The organism is Leisingera aquaemixtae (assembly GCF_019801145.1).
Taxonomy (GTDB): domain Bacteria; phylum Pseudomonadota; class Alphaproteobacteria; order Rhodobacterales; family Rhodobacteraceae; genus Leisingera; species Leisingera aquaemixtae_A.
This window is the reverse complement of record NZ_JAHVJQ010000001.1, coordinates 677,858-694,911: the sequence shown is the minus strand read 5'-3', so window position 1 is coordinate 694,911 and position 17,054 is coordinate 677,858. Positions and strand designations below refer to the sequence as shown.

General features: G+C 66.2%; 13 protein-coding genes. 8 read left to right on the top strand and 5 right to left on the bottom strand.

Annotated elements, in window-relative coordinates; genetic code table 11:
- Nucleotides 1–19: 19 nt before the first annotated feature.
- From KUW17_RS03365 to KUW17_RS03355, 3 genes are all read right to left on the bottom strand, one after another.
- Nucleotides 20–541 (bottom strand): hypothetical protein, encoded by a 522-nt coding sequence (locus KUW17_RS03365; protein ID WP_222475897.1) that lies wholly within the window; start codon nucleotides 539–541, stop codon nucleotides 20–22.
- An 85-nt stretch (nucleotides 542–626) separates the two neighbouring features.
- Nucleotides 627–1,469, bottom strand: coding sequence for a ferritin-like domain-containing protein (locus tag KUW17_RS03360; RefSeq protein WP_222475895.1), 843 nt, complete (start codon nucleotides 1,467–1,469; stop codon nucleotides 627–629).
- Between the two features lie 239 nt (nucleotides 1,470–1,708).
- Entirely contained in the window at nucleotides 1,709–2,170 is a 462-nt protein-coding gene (locus KUW17_RS03355) for a peroxiredoxin (protein ID WP_222475894.1), read from the bottom strand.
- 50 nt (nucleotides 2,171–2,220) lie between these two features.
- Between KUW17_RS03355 and KUW17_RS23460 the strand changes: the two genes are divergently transcribed.
- From KUW17_RS23460 to KUW17_RS03335, 4 genes are all read left to right on the top strand, one after another.
- Complete coding sequence (locus KUW17_RS23460; RefSeq protein WP_222475893.1) at nucleotides 2,221–5,724, top strand: AsmA-like C-terminal region-containing protein; 3,504 nt, start codon at nucleotides 2,221–2,223, stop codon at nucleotides 5,722–5,724.
- Between the two features lie 61 nt (nucleotides 5,725–5,785).
- Nucleotides 5,786–6,835, top strand: coding sequence for a tRNA preQ1(34) S-adenosylmethionine ribosyltransferase-isomerase QueA (gene queA / locus KUW17_RS03345; RefSeq protein WP_222475892.1), 1,050 nt, complete (start codon nucleotides 5,786–5,788; stop codon nucleotides 6,833–6,835).
- 203 nt (nucleotides 6,836–7,038) lie between these two features.
- On the top strand, nucleotides 7,039–8,313 hold the full coding sequence (locus KUW17_RS03340; RefSeq protein ID WP_222475891.1) for an MFS transporter: 1,275 nt from the start codon (nucleotides 7,039–7,041) through the stop codon (nucleotides 8,311–8,313).
- A 138-nt stretch (nucleotides 8,314–8,451) separates the two neighbouring features.
- On the top strand, nucleotides 8,452–9,030 hold the full coding sequence (locus KUW17_RS03335; protein ID WP_222475890.1) for a DUF924 family protein: 579 nt from the start codon (nucleotides 8,452–8,454) through the stop codon (nucleotides 9,028–9,030).
- Nucleotides 9,031–9,131: 101 nt separating this feature from the next.
- Here the strand turns inward: KUW17_RS03335 and KUW17_RS03330 are convergent, their stop codons facing one another.
- Entirely contained in the window at nucleotides 9,132–9,554 is a 423-nt protein-coding gene (locus KUW17_RS03330; RefSeq protein ID WP_222475888.1) for a hypothetical protein, read from the bottom strand.
- Between the two features lie 194 nt (nucleotides 9,555–9,748).
- Between KUW17_RS03330 and lpdA the strand changes: the two genes are divergently transcribed.
- The 3 genes from lpdA to uvrA all read left to right on the top strand — a co-directional run bounded on the left by lpdA (nucleotide 9,749) and on the right by uvrA (nucleotide 15,615).
- The gene (lpdA, locus tag KUW17_RS03325; protein ID WP_222475886.1) at nucleotides 9,749–11,143 is read left to right on the top strand and encodes a dihydrolipoyl dehydrogenase; all 1,395 of its coding nucleotides are present in this window, start codon (nucleotides 9,749–9,751) and stop codon (nucleotides 11,141–11,143) included.
- Nucleotides 11,144–11,327: 184 nt separating this feature from the next.
- The gene (locus tag KUW17_RS03320; protein WP_222475884.1) at nucleotides 11,328–12,497 is read left to right on the top strand and encodes an MFS transporter; all 1,170 of its coding nucleotides are present in this window, start codon (nucleotides 11,328–11,330) and stop codon (nucleotides 12,495–12,497) included.
- A gap of 259 nt (nucleotides 12,498–12,756) precedes the next feature.
- The gene (gene uvrA / locus KUW17_RS03315) at nucleotides 12,757–15,615 is read left to right on the top strand and encodes an excinuclease ABC subunit UvrA (protein ID WP_222475883.1); all 2,859 of its coding nucleotides are present in this window, start codon (nucleotides 12,757–12,759) and stop codon (nucleotides 15,613–15,615) included.
- A 105-nt stretch (nucleotides 15,616–15,720) separates the two neighbouring features.
- On the opposite strand, the gene KUW17_RS03310 is transcribed toward uvrA, so the two are convergent.
- On the bottom strand, nucleotides 15,721–16,155 hold the full coding sequence (locus tag KUW17_RS03310) for an excinuclease ABC subunit A (RefSeq protein WP_222475882.1): 435 nt from the start codon (nucleotides 16,153–16,155) through the stop codon (nucleotides 15,721–15,723).
- A gap of 122 nt (nucleotides 16,156–16,277) precedes the next feature.
- On the opposite strand from KUW17_RS03310, the gene KUW17_RS03305 reads away from it, so the two are divergent.
- Nucleotides 16,278–17,048: a helix-turn-helix domain-containing protein gene (locus KUW17_RS03305; protein ID WP_222475881.1), complete on the top strand. Its 771-nt coding sequence runs from the start codon at nucleotides 16,278–16,280 to the stop codon at nucleotides 17,046–17,048.
- Nucleotides 17,049–17,054: the final 6 nt, after the last annotated feature.

The window sequence follows — 17,054 nt, the reverse complement described above, 5'->3', positions numbered from 1 at the left end:
CATGTCGGAAGGAGCCGGGTCAGCCCGGCGGTTCCTGCTCCCGTTCCTCCTGTGCTTCGGTCCAGCCGTTTTCCCAGGCCTGGTGGTCGGCGTTGTCGAAGGCATAGGGGTTGGCGGTGAAGGGCAGGCCGTTCAGGCAGGCAAGGTAGCCCTCGTCAAAATGCGCGCCGCGCGGGTCCATGCCGCAGGGCTTGTGGGCGGTGTCGCGCAGATGGGCGGCAAATTCCGGGTAGCGGGCAAGGTCGGTCTGGTCGAGCCCTTCCGGGTGCTGCTCCAGCGCCCGGCGGCCGCGGCGGGTCAGCTGCCAGCCGCCGTCCGGCGCCGGCTCCAGAATGCGAGCGGTCTGCAGATCCGCCAGATGGCCCGCCAGCCGCGCGCGCAGTTCCTCCGGCGGCAGGCCGGGGGTTTCATTGGCTTGCTGGAACAGGGCGGCAAGGGCGGTTTCGCAGCTCTCCAGCGTGACCGGACCGGTTCCGGCCTTGTGCATGATCAGGGCAACAAGACTGGCGGTGCTCAGCAGTGGAAAGTCGTTCTCGAACATGGGGCACCCGTTTTCCGGGACTTCCCAGTCTACGCCGCCGCGGGCCTAAGGTAAAGGCTGCGGGCGGGGCGGCGGGCCGCCGGGTTCACCAGCCCGGCAGCGGTTTCACCTGATCGGCCAGCGGCCAGTAGAAATCCGGCGGCAGGCCGGCGTCGGCGCGTTTTTCCTCGTTGAAGGGTGGTTTCAGCGCGCCGCGGAAATACTTGCGCACCAGCGCGTGGAACTCCTCCTTGGGGTCCAGGTTGCCGCGCCCGCAAAGGAAGTTGAACCATTTGGAGCCATAGGCGACGTGGCTGACCTCCTCGGCATAGATCAGCTCCAGCGCCTCCACCGCCTGGGTCAGGTTTGTCTTGCGGAAGATACCGATCATGCCGGGGGTCACGTCGAGGCCGCGGGCCTCCAGCACCATCGGCACGACGGCGAGGCGGCCCATCAGGTCGTCTGCCGTGTCCTCGGCGGCGCGCCACATGCCGGCATGGGCCGGCAGGGCGCCGTAGTGGCTGCCCAGCGCTTCAAGGCAGTCGCACATCAGGTTGAAATGCTTGGATTCCTCATCTGCCGCCTTGACCCAGTCGTCGAAGAACCCGAGCGGCATCGGCACATGGGAAAAGCGCGCGATGATGTCCCAGTGCAGGTCGACGGCATTGAGCTCGATATGGGCGACCGCGTGCAAAAGCGCGATGCGGCCTGCTTCCGATCCCGGTTTGCGCTTGGGCACGTCGCGCGGGTTCAGGAGTTCCGGCTTTTCCGGCCGGGCCGGATGCATCGGCGGGCTGGCGGTGCCGATGGGGATCTCCGGTGCCTCGCCCTTGCGGCTGGCGAACCATTCGGCGGCATGGCGGCGCGACAGGGCCGTCTTGGCGCGGCCGTCGGCGGTGGTCAGCACCTCGGCGGCGCGTGCGGCAAGCGAAAGGGGCTGATCGGTCATGCGGGTCTCCTGTTGCGGCGGGCAGCGGTGCCGGGTTCACTTGATTTGAGCGGCGGAGTCCAGAGCGGAAACCGGGATGCTCACGCGCCTGCGGGGGTCAGCGGTCTGATCGCCCTGGCTGCCTTGGGTCCGGCAGCGCGCGTTCCGCGCGCTGCGCGCCGCCTCAAAGGGCGGCGCCTGGCCCAACAGCTGCGGCTGCGCCCGTCAGGGCGCGGGCAGGGCTGGCGGGAGCGCTTTGGCTACAGGGCGCGGACGGCGTCCAGAACCTCCTCGGCGTGGCCGTCGACCTTCACCTTGCGCCAGACCCGGGCAATGTTGCCATCGGCACCGATCAGGAAAGTGGACCGTTCGATGCCCCAGTGCTTCTTGCCGTACATGCTTTTCTCTTTCCAGACGCCGTAATCCTCGCAAACGGTGCTGTCCGCATCCGACAGAAGCGGCGTTGTCAGCCCGTGTTTGGCGGTGAAATTCTCATGCTTCTTGAGGCTGTCCTTGGAAATCCCGAAAACGTGAGCGCCGGCATCGGCGAAGGACTGCAAAGCCTCTGAAAAGGCGATGGATTCTTTGGTGCAGCCGGGGGTATTATCGCGGGGGTAGAAGAACAGCACCACGGGCGCGCCCCGGAGGCTGGACAACGTGACCTCTCCGCCGCCGCCGCGGGGCAGGGTAAAGGAAGGGGCGGGATCTGAAACGTCGAGCATTGGCCTGTCTCCTGTCTGTTGCGCAAATCACTGCGCGGCGACCATAACCCATGAACAGCGAAGGGAAAGCCGAGATCAAACCCGCCGGCGAGAATAACCGCGCCGCCGCCGAGGCGGTGCCTGTGGCCGGGCCGGTGCCCGGGCCGGACACCGATGCCGGAGCCGGGGCCGGGGTGGTGCCGTCCGGGCCGCGGCGGCGGAGCCGCTTGCGGCTGCTGCGCCGCCTGGCCTGGCTGCTGGCGCTGCTGTCGTTTCTGGGCGCGGGCGCGGTCTATTTCGGGATCGGCACCCGGCTGGACGCGCCGGACTGGCTGCGCAGCCGGGTGGAGACCCGCATCGAGCGCCACCTGAACGGGCTGCAGATCGAATTCGGCGCCATCCACCTGGTGGTCAACAGGGGCTGGCGGCCGCGGGTAAGCCTGCGGGACGTGGTGTTGCGGCACCCGGACGGCGCGGTGTTTGCGCAGCTGGCCGATGCCCAGGCCAGCCTGGCGATGCGGCCCTTGCTGCGCGGCCGGATCCAGCCCAAGCAGATCACCCTCAGCGGGCTGTTTGCGGCGCTCCGGCGCAACAAGGACGGCTCATTGGCGCTGAGCTTTGCCAGCGGCGGGCTGCCGGCCCGGCGCGCGGAAAGCCTGGTGCAGCTGATCGAGCAATGGGACAGCCAGCTGGAAAAGCCGGTGCTGGCGGCGCTGACGGGCGTGGAGACCAACGCGCTGACGCTGTCCTATACCGATGACCGGCTGGGCCGCGGCTGGACCCTGGACGGCGGCCGCATCCGGCTGCAGCGCGACGGCGCCGCGGTGTCGCTGTCCGGCGCGTTCTCGGTGCTGAGCGGGCGCGGCGAGGTCGGCACGGTGGAGGCCAGCTACCGCTCCGAGATCGGCAGCCCGGAGGCGGAGTTCGGGGTGCTGGTCTCTGACATTGCCAGCGAGGATATTGCGGTGCAGAGCCCGGCGCTTGGCTGGCTCGGGGTGCTGCAGGCGCCGATCTCCGGCTCCCTGCGCGGCGCGGTCGCGGCGGATGGCGCGGTGCTGCCGGTGCAGGCCAGCCTGCGCATCGGCGAGGGGGTGATCCAGCCGGAGGCGCAGACCCGCCCGGTGCCGATCAGCGGCGCGCGCAGCTATTTCACCTATGATCCCGCGCGGCAGATTCTGGCGTTCTCCGAGCTGAGCATCGAAAGCGGCTGGGGCTCGGGGGTGATGCAGGGGCAGGCCAGCCTGGCCGGCATCGAGAACGGCCAGCTCACCGGGCTGGCGGGTCAGCTGCGGTTCTCCGACTTGGAGCTGAACCCGCGGCGGATGTTCGAATCCCCGGTCAGGTTTCCCGCGGTGGATGCGGATTTCGATCTGCGGCTGCGGCCCTTCCGGCTGCGGCTGGGCGAGATGCTGGTCCGCGACGGCGAAAGCCGCATCCATTTCGACGGCACCGTCGGGGCCGGTCAGGAAGGCTGGAACTATGATCTGAACGGCAGCGTCGACACGGTCAGCGCGGCACGGGTCAAGGAGCTGTGGCCAGCTGTGCTGGCGCCCAAGCCGCGGGAATGGGTGCGGGACAACCTGCGGTCCGGGCGGATTCGCGACGTCGGCTTCCACATGCGCGGCCGCGGCCCGGGCAAGCCGTTTGTCAGCCTGGACCTGGGGTTCGACAACGCCGAGGTGCTGTTTCAGAAATTCATGCCGCCGGTGCGCGGCGGTGCCGGGCAGCTGAGCCTTTACGGCACGCGCTTTGTGGTGACGGCGTCGAGGGGCACGGTGCTGCCGGAGCAGGGCGGCGCGGTGGATGTGGCGGGCACCTCCTTCATCATCCCCGACGTGTCGGCCAAGGAAGGCACGCCGGGGATTGCCCGGATCAAGGCGCGCGGCTCTGCCACCGCGGCGCTGTCGCTGCTGAACCGGGAGCCATTGCAGGTGATGGACAAGGCCGGGCTGCCGGTGGATCTGGCTGCGGGGCTGGTGGAGGCGGAGGGCACGCTGGCGCTGCCGCTGAAGAAAGATGTGCAGGTGGAGGAGATCCAGTACCACTACCGCGGCACGGTGCGGGCGGCGGAGACTGCCAAGCTGGTGCCGGGCCATGTGGCAAAGGCGCCGGTGCTGGCGGTCGAGGGCGATCAGGGCCATGTCCGCATCAGCGGCGACGGCAGCCTGTCGGGGGTGCCGCTGAGCGCCAGCTGGCAGCAGCAGATCGGCAAGGATGCCCCCAAGGACAGCCGCGCAGAGGGCCGCATCGCGCTGACGGCGGAAACGGTGGAGGCCTTCAACATCGGCCTGCCGCGCGGCTCCGTTTTCGGCAAGGGAAAGGGGCGCTATGCGGTGGAACTGGCGCCGGGGGTGCCGCCGCGGCTGGAGCTGGAGTCGGATCTGGCGGGGGTCGGCCTGCGGATCCCGGAAATCGGCTGGCGCAAGGCGGAGGCTGCCAGGGGCAGGCTGTCGCTGTCGGCGGTGCTGGGAGAGAGCGCCACGGTGGAACGGCTGGAGCTGGCGGCGCCGGGGCTGGAGGCCAGCGGCCGGGTGGCCACCCGGCCCGGCGGCGGGCTCGATCAGGCGGTGTTTTCGTCCGCGCGGGCGGGTGACTGGTTCCAGGGCGCGGTGACCTTCCGCGGCCGCGGCAACGCCCCGCCGGGGATCGAGGTGACGGGTGGCAGGCTGGATCTGTTTCGGTCGCCGTTTGCCGCTGACGGGCCGTCAGGCAGCAGCAGCAGCGGTGGCGGGGCGGTGCCGGTCAGCCTGCGGCTGCAGAACCTGCAGGTCACCGAAAGCATCGGATTGCAGAATTTCCAGGGCCGGTTCTCGACCCAGGGCGGCATGAACGGCGAGTTCACCGGCAGGCTGAACGGCCAGACGCCGGTGGCCGGAACAGTGGTGCCGCATGACGGCGGCACCGCAGCGCGGATCCGGGCCAGCGATGCGGGCGGGGTGTTCCGTTCTGCAGGGATCTTTGAGCACGGGCGCGGCGGCTCGTTCGACATGACCCTGATCCCGGCGGGCACGCCGGGCGAGTATGATGGCAAGGTCGCGGTGCGCAACATCCGGGTCCGCAATGCGCCGTCGATGGCGGCAATCCTGAACGCGATCAGCCTGGTCGGTCTGCTCGATGAGATGACTGGGCAGGGCATCCTGTTCACCAGCATGGACGGGCGGTTCCGGCTGGGGGCCTCGCATCTGATCCTGCATGAAAGCAGCGCGGTGGGGCCGTCGATGGGGCTGTCGCTGGACGGCAATTACGACCTGCGGTCCAGCCGCCTGGACATGCGCGGGGTGATTTCGCCGGTCTACCTGCTGAACGCCATCGGACGGGTGCTGTCGCCGCGCGACGGCGAGGGGCTGTTCGGCTTCACCTTCACCCTGCGCGGCACTGCCGCCGACCCCTCTGTTGCCGTCAACCCGCTGGCGGGGCTGGCGCCGGGGTTCCTGCGGGAAATCTTCCGCGGGCCGGCGCCGCAGGTTCCGGGCCAGCAGCCCGCGTTCAGCGCCGGCAGCGGGGCGGCAGCGCAGGCGCCACAGCCGCAGGACCAGGAGCCGCAGGTGCAGGAGCCGCTCAGCGCCGGCAAGTAGCGCTGGCAAAAGATGCAAAACGCCATAGATTTCCCCTGCCGCACATCCTATAGCGCCTGCCATGAAACTGAGTGATTTCGACTTCGACCTGCCCGACGATCTGATTGCCACCCGGCCTGCCAACCCGCGCAGCTCGGCCCGGCTGCTGGTGGCCGCTGGCGGGGATCTGCATGACGGGCAGGTGACCGACCTGGTCCACTGGCTGCAGCCCGGCGACCGGCTGGTTCTGAACGACACCAAGGTGATCCCGGCGCGGCTCAGCGGGCAGCGCCACCGCGACAGCGCCCAAGGACCGGTGTCGGCCAGGATCGAGGCCACCCTGCTGGAGCCGCGTGCCGATGGCAGCTGGGCGGCGCTGCTGAAGCCGCTGAAGAAGATCAAGAGCGGCGAGGAGATCGTCTTCTCCGAGGATCTGACTGCCAGGCTGGAAGCCATCGAGGACGGCCAGGGGCATCTGCGCTTCAACCTGAGCGGCACCGATTTCGACGCCGCGCTGGCAGAGGCGGGGGCAATGCCGCTGCCGCCCTATATCGCTGCCAAACGCGCTGCGGATGAACAGGACAAGACCGACTACCAGACCGTCTGGGCGAAAAACTCGGGCGCGGTGGCGGCGCCGACGGCCTCCCTTCATTTCGACGCGCCGCTGCTGGACGCGCTGAGCGGCCGAGGGGTGGAGATTTCCTATGTCACCCTGCATGTGGGGGCGGGCACCTTCCTGCCGGTCAAGGTGGAGGATGTGACCACCCACCGGATGCATGCGGAATGGGGCAAGGTCAGCGCAGAGGCAGCGTCTGAGATCGCGGCGACCAAGGCGGCCGGCGGGCGGGTGATCCCGGTCGGCACCACGGCGCTGCGGCTGATCGAGAGCGCGGCCAAGGACGGGCAGATCCACGCCTGGGAAGGCGATACCGACATCTTCATCTTTCCGGGTTTTGCCTTCCAGGTGGCGGATGCGCTGATGACCAATTTCCACCTGCCGAAATCCACCCTTTTGATGCTGGTTTCGGCGCTGATGGGGCAGGAGGAGATCCGCAGGATCTATGCCCATGCGGTTGAGAACGGCTACCGGTTCTTCTCTTATGGCGATGCGTCGCTTTTGATCCCGGCATAGGCGAATACATCTCAGAAATGCGGCAGGAAATCGTAGACAAGCGCCGCAACTGAAGGCCCCGCGTGCGCGCACCGGGGTCATGAAACTGAAACCGGAATCGGCGATACCGGCCCGGCGGGCTTGATCGCCCGGACATAACAATCAAAGGTGTTGGCAGCCCGTCCCGTTGTGGAGGGCTGCTTTGCTTTCGAAGGAGGCATGAAATGCTGCAGGTGCTGTCGAGCGCATGGGCGCTGCTCTTGGGGGTTTGCTTGCTGATGGTGGGCAACGGCCTGCAGGGCACCATGCTGGGTGTGCGCGGCGAGCTTGAGGGCTTTTCCACTTTCCAGATGTCGATCGTGATGGCGGCCTATTTCGTGGGCTTCCTGGGCGGCTCCCGGCTGGCGCCGGAGATGATCCGCCGGGTCGGCCATGTGCGGGTGTTTGCGGCGCTGGCCTCCTTCATCTCTGCGGTGATGATCCTGTACCCGCTGCTGCCCAACACCGTTGCCTGGGCGCTGGGGCGGATGATCATCGGCTTCTGCTTCTCGGGCGTGTATGTGACCGCCGAAAGCTGGCTGAACAACGCCGCCGACAACACCAACCGGGGCAAGGCGCTGTCGCTCTATATGATCGTGCAGACCATCGGCATTATTGCTGCCCAGATGATGATCCAGATCGGCGACCCGGCCGGTTACGAGGCCTTCATCATCGCGTCGATCCTGGTGTCTGTTTCCTTCGGGCCGATCCTGCTGTCGATCTCGCCGACCCCGGCCTTCGACACCACCAAGCCGATGACCCTGCGCAAGCTGTTTGAAACCTCGCCGCTGGGCTGTGTCGGCATGTTCCTTCTGGGCGGCGTGTTCTCGGCTCAGTTCGGCATGAGCGCGGTTTACGGTTCCGCCGCCGGGCTGACCCTGTGGCAGCTGTCGGTGTTTGTCTCCACCTTCTATGTCGGCGCGATGATCCTGCAGTATCCGCTGGGCTGGCTTTCGGACCGCATGGACCGCCGGGTGCTGATCCTGGGTGCCGCGCTGGCGGGCGGCGCCGGAGCGGTCATCGGCTTCCTGTTCGGTGTCGAATTCAAGATGCTGCTGGTCGCGGCCTTTTTCATCGGCGGGCTGTCGAACCCGCTTTACTCGCTGCTGATCGCCTATACCAACGACTACCTGGAGCATGACGACATGGCGGCGGCTTCCGGCGGGCTGATCTTCATCAACGGCCTGGGCGCCATTGCCGGGCCGCTGATCACCGGCTGGCTGATGGAAGATGCGGTGTTCGGCCCGGCGGGTTTCTTCACCTTCATCGGCGCGCTGATGCTTGCGATGGCCGCCTATGCCGCCTACCGCGCGACGCAGCGGGCGTCGATCCCGGTGGGCGAGACCGGCAGCTATGCGGTGATGTCGCCGGCGGTGTCGCCGGTGGCGGTAGAATTCGCCCAGGAATACGCCATCGAAGCCGAGCTGGAAGAGCAAGAAACTGCCCAGGAACCGGGCTGATTGCGCTAACTAGCCAGAATTGTGAGGAATATTTCACCCATTGGGGTTGTCTGTCGCAATTTGTGACCCAAGCTTACTTGTAAAGGTAATGTAAAATGGCCTGAAGATAGGGTCAGGAGAAACTTGGAGTTACGACCGATGGCTGGTCCCAAAGAGATACTTGCATTCTGGCTCGACGAAGTGGGCGAGAAAGGGTGGTATCTGCAGGATGAGGCGCTGGATGAGGAGATCCGCGCGAAGTTCCAAAAGACCTGGGAGGAGGCCTGCGAGGGCAAGTTCTCCTTCTGGCTGACCTACCCGAGCGGCACGCTGGCCTACATCATCCTGATGGACCAGTTCCCGCGCAACATGTTCCGCGGCAACGGCAAGGCATTTGCCTCTGACCGGGCAGCAATGTCGGCCGCCAAGGTGGCAATCAACAGAAACTGGGACTTGAAAATCAACGAGCCTGCGCGGCAGTTCTTCTACCTGCCGCTGATGCATTCGGAGAACCTGTGCGACCAGGAACGTTGCATCCGGCTGATGATGGAGCGGATGCCGGAGACCGGCGGCAGCAACCTGCTGCACGCCCGCGCCCACCGCGAAGTGATCCGCCAGTTCGGCCGCTTCCCTTACCGCAACGAGGCGCTGCACCGCAGCAGCACCGGACCCGAGATCGACTATGTGACAGCAGGCGGTTACGGCGAGACCGTGCGGCAGATGCAAGCGGCCGGCTGACACCGGCGCAGACAGAAGTTTGAAACGCCGTGCCCTGACCCGGGCGCGGCGTTTTCTTTTGCCAAGCGGCAGGGCACGGGCCTGAACGGGCTTGCACCGGATCAACTGCCGGGTGGCGTGCAGGCCGCGCCGCCGTCCTTCAGCCCCGGCACGGCGCTAATCAGGCGGGCGGCAAGCTCGGCAGCGCCTGCGCGGGCCGCCTCAGCAGCGGCCTGCTGCGGCAGACCGCGCATCTCCGACAGGCTGTCCTGGATCTGCGCCAGACGGTGCTCCAGCTGTTCCAGCCGGACGGCGGGTGCGGTGCCTGTTCCATCCTGAAGGGCCGCGCGGAGGCTGGCCGTTTCTTCTTGCAATCCGGCCACGGCGGTGCGCAGCGGCGTCACACGGTCCGCGATGGCCGCGGCATTGGCAGTGACGCCCCCGGCGGCATCCATCAGCTTCCACCCCAGGAACAGGCAGACCGCCAGCAGGATCAGCGTGGCGTTCAGGAGAGCCTTGGCGAGGTCGATCAGGGTTTTTGTCATGCGGGTCCTGTCCTGCGCGGTGGATTGCGGATGGGTTCCGGCCTATGTTGGCCCGGAAGTGCCCGCGCTGCCAAGCGGAAACCTGCCGGAAAACGCATGGCCGCTATGCCGCAGCAGAGGATTATTGCAGTGCGGAAAAATATAGTTTAACGGTAAACTAGTTTTTGGAACCTGTTCGAGGGCGAGGGAGCACCATGGCCGCACAATCTTATGACGTGATCGTAATCGGCGCAGGCCCGGGGGGCTATGTTGCGGCCATCCGTGCCGCGCAGCTGGGTCTGAAGACCTGTGTGGTCGAGCGCGAGCATCTGGGCGGCATCTGCCTGAATTGGGGCTGCATTCCGACCAAGGCGCTGCTGCGGTCGTCGGAAGTGTTCCACCTGATGGAGCGCGCCAAGGATTTCGGCCTGAAGGCTGAAAACATCGGCTATGACCTGGACGCGGTGGTGAAACGCTCGCGCGGGGTGGCGAAACAGCTGTCCTCCGGCATCGGCCACCTGATGAAGAAGAACAAGATCACCGTGGTGATGGGCGAAGCCTCGATCCCGGCCAAGGGCAAGGTTTCGGTCAAGACCGAAAAGGGCACCGAGGAGCTGACCGCCAAGAATATCGTTCTGGCCACCGGCGCCCGCGCCCGCGAGCTGCCGGGGCTGGAAGCAGACGGCGATCTGGTCTGGACCTACAAGCATGCGCTTCAGCCGGTGCGGATGCCGAAAAAGCTGCTGGTGATCGGCTCCGGCGCCATCGGCATCGAATTTGCCAGCTTCTACAACACGCTGGGTGCTGACACCACGGTGGTTGAGGTGATGGACCGGGTGCTGCCGGTCGAGGACGCGGAAATCTCCGCCTTTGCCAAGAAGGCCTTTGTCAAACAGGGCATGAAGATCATGGAGAAAGCCATGGTCAAGCAGTTGGACCGCGGCAAGGGCAAGGTGACGGCCCATATCGAAGTGGGCGGCAAGGTGGAGAAACAGGAGTTCGACACCGTGATTTCCGCCGTGGGGATCGTCGGCAACGTCGAGAGCCTGGGGCTGGAAGAGCTGGGCGTCAAGGTCGACCGCACCCATGTGATCACTGACGAATTCTGCCGCACCGGCGTCGATGGCCTCTATGCCATCGGCGACATCGCCGGCGCGCCCTGGCTGGCTCACAAGGCGTCCCACGAGGGCGTCATGGTGGCCGAGCTGATCGCGGGCAAGCACGCGCACCCGGTGAAGCCGGAGAGCATTGCCGGCTGCACCTACTGCCAGCCGCAGGTCGCCTCCGTCGGCTATACCGAGGCCAAGGCCAAGGAACTGGGCTACGAGATCAAGGTCGGCCGCTTCCCCTTCATCGGCAACGGCAAGGCGATTGCGCTGGGTGAGGCCGAGGGCATGGTGAAAACCGTCTTCGACGCCAAGACCGGCGAGCTGCTGGGCGCCCACATGGTTGGCGCCGAGGTGACCGAGATGATCCAGGGCTATGTGGTGGGCCGCCAGCTGGAGACCACCGAGGAAGACCTGATGAACACCGTCTTCCCGCATCCGACGCTGAGCGAGATGATGCATGAATCGGTGCTCGACGCCTACGGCCGGGTGATCCATATGTAAGCAGCCCCGGCAAAGCCGGAGTTTGGAAAGGCGGCCTGTAACGGGCCGCCTTTTTTGCGCGCCGAACCGGCGGCGGGGCGCGGACCGGGCTGCGGGATGTGCTATTAGTTCACGCTGCGCTCTGGCCTCCCGGCACGCGCCGGGGTAACCAGAAGCAGAACAAGAACAATCAGGGGCAGCGGTCATGATGGCATCCGGGAAAACCCGCTGGGGCGCGATCCTGGCGGTCTGGGCCGCCGGCCTTGGCGCGGCGGCGCAATACGGCAAGGTTTCGGTTGTCTTTGAACAGCTTGGCGCACTTTACCCCGAGGCCGGCGCGGCGCTGAGCCTGAGTGTGTCGATGACCGGCGTGCTGGGCATCGTGATGGGCGCGGTGGCCGGGCTGTTTGTCTCTGCCTTCGGCTACCGGCGCGCGCTGGTCTGGGCGCTGTGGACCGGCGCCGCGATGTCGGCGCTGCAGGTGCTGCATCTGCCTTACGGGCTGTTCCTGGTTACCCGGGTGGCCGAAGGCCTGTCGCATCTGGGCATCGTGGTGGCCGGCCCGACGCTGATGGCGCTTTTGGCTGATGACCGCCAGCGGGGCACGGCGCTGACGGTATGGAGCACGTTTTTTGGCGTTGCCTTTGCGCTGCTCAATTGGCTGGGCCTGCCGCTGGTGGCGTCCCGCGGGCTGCTGGCGCTGTTTGCCGCCCATGCGGTGCTGATGGCGGCGCTGGCGGTGCTGCTGCACTGGGCGATGCGGGACCTGCCGGTGCCGCCGCGCCAGCCGATGCCGCAGCTGGCTAACCTGCCGGCACTGCATCTGCACATCTACCGCTCGCCGTTCAAGCTGGCGCCGGCCGCGGGCTGGCTGTTCTATACCACCTGCTTTGTGGCTCTGCTGACGGTGCTGCCGCCGCATGTGCCGGAGGGGCAGCGGGCCTTTGTGATGGGGGCGTTTCCTCTGATCTCCATCGCCTCGTCGATGGTGATCGGTGTGGCCCTGCTGCGGGCGATGCCGGCGGTGCAGCTGATCCAGCTGGGGTTTGCGCTTTGTGCGGCAGCGGGCCTGTGGCTGTGGGCAATGCCTGGGGACTGGCTGGCCTGCTTTGCGCTGGCCGCCGCCTTTGGCCTGGTGCAGAGCGGCAGCTTTGCCTCAGTGCCGCAGCTGAACACCACCGCGGCGGACCAGGCCGAGTCGAACGGCGCCATGTCGCAGGCAGGCAATGCCGGCAATGTGATCGGCACGCCGCTGCTGTTGTCGGCGCTGGGAGTGGCGGGCTACGGCGGCATGATGCTGGTGGTCTGCGTGCTGTTCCTGGCGGGCATTCTGGTGCATCAGCTGCTGGCCACGCGGCGGAGGGCCTGGGCCTAGGCGCCGCTCCCGCCCGTCACCGGCCCCTTCTGGGTACCGTCTTCCGTTGGGCCGGGCGCCGCGCGGGGCGCGGCGCGCCGTAAATCGCGCCGGATTCCGGGCAGGCAAACACGCGTTTTCCGCCTGCTGCCAGCTGCTGTCAGCAAACTTCATCCTGTTCGCGCAATGTTCTCATTTTGCCCTTGGCGTTTTCCACAGCATTCCCTATCTGTAGGGCGGGCGTCCGCCAAGGGTTCGGCGGCGCGGGTACGGGGGCATTATGGCTGAGCTGAAATCCATCGAAGTGCGCGGCGCGCGCGAGCACAATCTGAAGAGCATCGACGTGGATATTCCGCGCGATGAGCTGGTGGTGGTCACCGGCCTTTCGGGTTCGGGCAAGTCCTCGCTGGCGTTCGATACCATCTATGCCGAGGGCCAGCGCCGCTATGTGGAATCTCTCAGCGCCTATGCGCGCCAGTTCCTCGACATGATGGAAAAACCGGATGTGGACCATATCAGCGGTCTTTCCCCGGCAATCTCGATTGAGCAGAAGACCACCTCGAAGAACCCGCGTTCCACCGTTGGCACGGTGACGGAGATCTATGACTATCTGCGCCTTTTGTTTGCCCGCGCCGGCACGCCCTATTCCCCGGCCACCGGGCTGCCGATCGAGGCGCAGCAGGTGCAGGACATGGTCGACCGGATCATGGAGATGGAAGAGGGCACCCGCGGTTACCTTCTGGCGCCGATCGTCCGCGACCGCAAGGGCGAGTACAAGAAGGAATTCCTGGAGCTTCGCAAGCAGGGCTTCCAGCGGGTGAAGGTGGACGGCGCGTTCTATGAGTTGGACGAGCCGCCGGTGCTGGACAAGAAATTCCGCCATGACATCGACGTGGTGGTCGACCGTCTGGTGGTGCGCGAAGGCATGGAAACCCGGCTGGCGGACAGCTTGCGCACCGCGCTGGATCTGGCCGACGGCATTGCCATTCTGGAGACCGCGCCCAAGGAGGGCGAGCCGGAGCGGATCACCTTCAGCGAAAACTTTGCCTGCCCGGTCAGCGGCTTCACCATTCCGGAGATCGAGCCCCGGCTGTTTTCCTTCAACGCGCCGTTCGGGGCCTGTCCGGAATGCGACGGGCTGGGGGTTGAACTGTTCTTTGACGAACGCCTGGTGGTGCCGGACCAGAGCCTGAAGGTCTATGACGGCGCGCTGGCGCCCTGGCGCAAGGGCAAGTCGCCCTATTTCCTGCAGACCATCGAAGCCATCGCGCGGCACTACGAGTTCGACAAGAACACCGTCTGGAAGGACCTGCCCGAGAAGGTGCAGAAGGTGTTCCTGTATGGGTCCGGCGAAGAAGAAATCATGTTCCGCTATGACGAGGGCGGGCGGGTCTATCAAGTTGAGCGGACGTTTGAGGGTGTCATCCCGAACATGGAGCGGCGTTACCGCGAGACCGATTCCAACTGGATCCGCGAGGAGTTCGAGCGCTACCAGAACAACCGCCATTGCCATCACTGCGAAGGCTACCGGCTGCGCGACGAGGCGCTGGCGGTCAAGATCGCGGGGGTGCATGTGGGGCAGGTGGTGCAGCTGTCGATCCGCGAGGCGCTGGCCTGGATCGAGGATGTGCCGAACCATCTGAGCCAGCAGAAACAGGAGATCGCCCGCGCCATCGTCAAGGAGATCCGCGAGCGGCTAGGTTTCCTGAATAACGTGGGTCTTGAATACCTTACGCTGTCCCGTTCATCCGGAACCCTGTCTGGCGGCGAAAGCCAGCGGATCCGTCTGGCGAGCCAGATCGGCTCTGGCCTGACCGGGGTGCTCTACGTTCTGGACGAGCCGTCCATTGGGTTGCACCAGCGCGACAACGACCGGCTGATCGGCACCCTGAAGAACCTGCGCGACCAGGGCAACACGGTGATCGTGGTGGAGCATGACGAGGACATGATCCGCCAGGCGGATTATGTGTTCGACATCGGCCCCGGCGCCGGGGTGCATGGCGGCGAGGTGGTGAGCCACGGCACGCCGCAGATGATTGCCTCGGATGCGGGATCTATCACCGGCCAGTATCTGGCGGGTACGCGGGAAATCTCAGTGCCCACGAAGCGGCGCAAGGGCAACAAGAAGAAGATCAAGGTGGTCAAGGCCACCGGCAACAACCTGAAAGAGGTGACGGCGGAGTTTCCGCTGGGCAAGTTCGTCTGCGTGACCGGCGTGTCCGGCGGCGGCAAGTCGACGCTGACCATCGAGACGCTGTTCAAGACCGCCTCTATGCGGCTCAATGGCGCGCGCCAGACGCCTGCGCCCTGCGAGAGCATCAAGGGGCTGGAGCATCTGGACAAGGTGATCGACATCGACCAGCGCCCGATCGGGCGCACGCCGCGGTCGAACCCGGCAACCTACACCGGCGCCTTCACCCCGATCCGCGACTGGTTTGCCGGACTGCCGGAGGCCAAGGCGCGCGGCTACAAGCCCGGGCGGTTCTCCTTCAACGTCAAGGGCGGCCGCTGCGAGGCCTGCCAGGGCGACGGCGTCATCAAGATCGAGATGCATTTCCTGCCCGACGTCTACGTCACCTGCGAAACCTGCAAGGGCGCGCGCTACAACCGCGAGACGCTGGAGATCAAGTTCAAGGGCAAGAGCATTGCCGATGTGCTGGATATGACGGTGGAGGACGCACAGCAGTTCTTCCAGGCGGTGCCGGCAATCCGTGACAAGATGGACGCCCTGATGAGGGTTGGCCTTGGCTATATCAAGGTGGGCCAGCAGGCGACCACCCTGTCCGGCGGAGAGGCGCAGCGGGTGAAACTGTCCAAGGAGTTGTCGAAACGCTCCACCGGGCGGACGCTGTATATCCTGGATGAGCCGACCACCGGCCTGCATTTCGAGGACGTGAAGAAGCTCTTGGAAGTGCTGCATGAACTGGTGGAGCAGGGCAATTCTGTGGTGGTGATTGAGCACAATCTGGACGTGGTCAAGACCGCCGACTGGATTATCGACATCGGCCCGGAGGGCGGCGACGGCGGCGGCGAGATCGTTGCGGCTGGCACGCCGGAGGCGGTGGCCGATGAGCCGCGCAGCCACACCGGACGCTATCTGAAGGACATTCTGGCGGCGCGGAAGGTGGCGGCGGAATAAGGGTAGCGTTTGAGGTGGGAGGGGCGCTGCCCCTCTTGGCCTCTGGCCAATTCACCCCGGAGTATTTCTGCAAAGGTGAACAAGGGGCGGGTGCGCCCCCTGTTCTTATGCGGTTTGCGCGGCGGCGGGGCGGGCCAGCATCAGCGGCGCCAGGAACAGCAGCAGGAAAGGCGTGTTCATTACCACGTTGAACCAAGCGCCGGCAGCAAGGGAGCCGAGGCTGTCGGGGATGTACCAGGCGAGCAGCGCCGGGATCAGCAGGCGGCGGCCAAGGGCCGGGTCGGTGCTGAAGACATGCTCTGCCACCAGGTAGATCAGAACGCAGAAGCCGCACATCAGCCCGCCGCTGATGGCAGTCATCAGCGCGGCCGGCCCGGGGGTGAGCGCCTGGGCGCCGTCCACGGGCAGGAAGGCAAGGTCGATGAACAGGCCAAGTGCCGCGCCCAGCGGCGTGGCCAGTGCCAGCACCATCGCGAGGCCGAAGGCGGCGGAGAGGATCGAGACGGTCTTGAGCATGCGGGTTGCGGCGGCGTGGGTCATTGGAAGGCTCCTGTGTTGTGCCGCCTGCAGGATGCGGCGGGGCAGGGAGGTAAAACAATTACCTGGGAGGTAAGTGAATTTCCGGGTGCATCGGCCTAAGCTGCGCAATACGGAGGCACAGCATGGCAGAAGCATTTGGTGCGGTTCTGAAGAAATGGCGCGGGCTGCGGCGGATGAGCCAGATGCAGCTGGCGCTGGAGGCCGGGGTCTCAGCCCGGCACCTGTCGTTTCTGGAAAGCGGCCGCTCTCATCCCAGCCGCGGCATGGTGCTGCGGCTCAGTGATGAACTGCAGCTGCCGGGGGCGGCCCGCAACCAGCTGCTGACAGCGGCGGGGCTGGCGCCGTCCTATATAAGCCGGGCGCTGGACGATGCGGAGCTGGCGCCGCTGAGGCAGGCGGCAGAGCGGATGCTGGAGCGCCACGCGCCCTATCCTGCGATGATGATCGACCGGCACTGGAAGCTGCTGGAGGTGAACCAGGCGGCGCAACTGATGCTGGGCGCCGCCGGTGTCACCAAGGGCAGCAGCCTGATCGATGCGCTGCTGGACAATACAGCGCTGCGCGCGGCGCTGGACAATCTGGAGGAAGTGGAACGGCACAGCCTGGCGCGGCTTCGCACCGAGCTGGCGCATTCCGGCGCCGATCCGGTGCTGGAGCGGGCAGTGGCACGGCTGCAGGCCAATGCGGCGGCCCAGGGCGCGGTACCGGAGGCCGCGCTGCCGGCGGTGATCCCGGCGCGCTACAGGATGGACGGGCAGGTGCTGTCGTTCTTCTCGACCATCACCCAGTTCGGCGGCACCGGCGATCTGATGATGTCCGAGCTGAGGATCGAGATGCTGTTTCCGGCGGATGAGGAGACGCGGCAGGCGATGGAGGCGATGGCCCGGTCCTGACCGCCC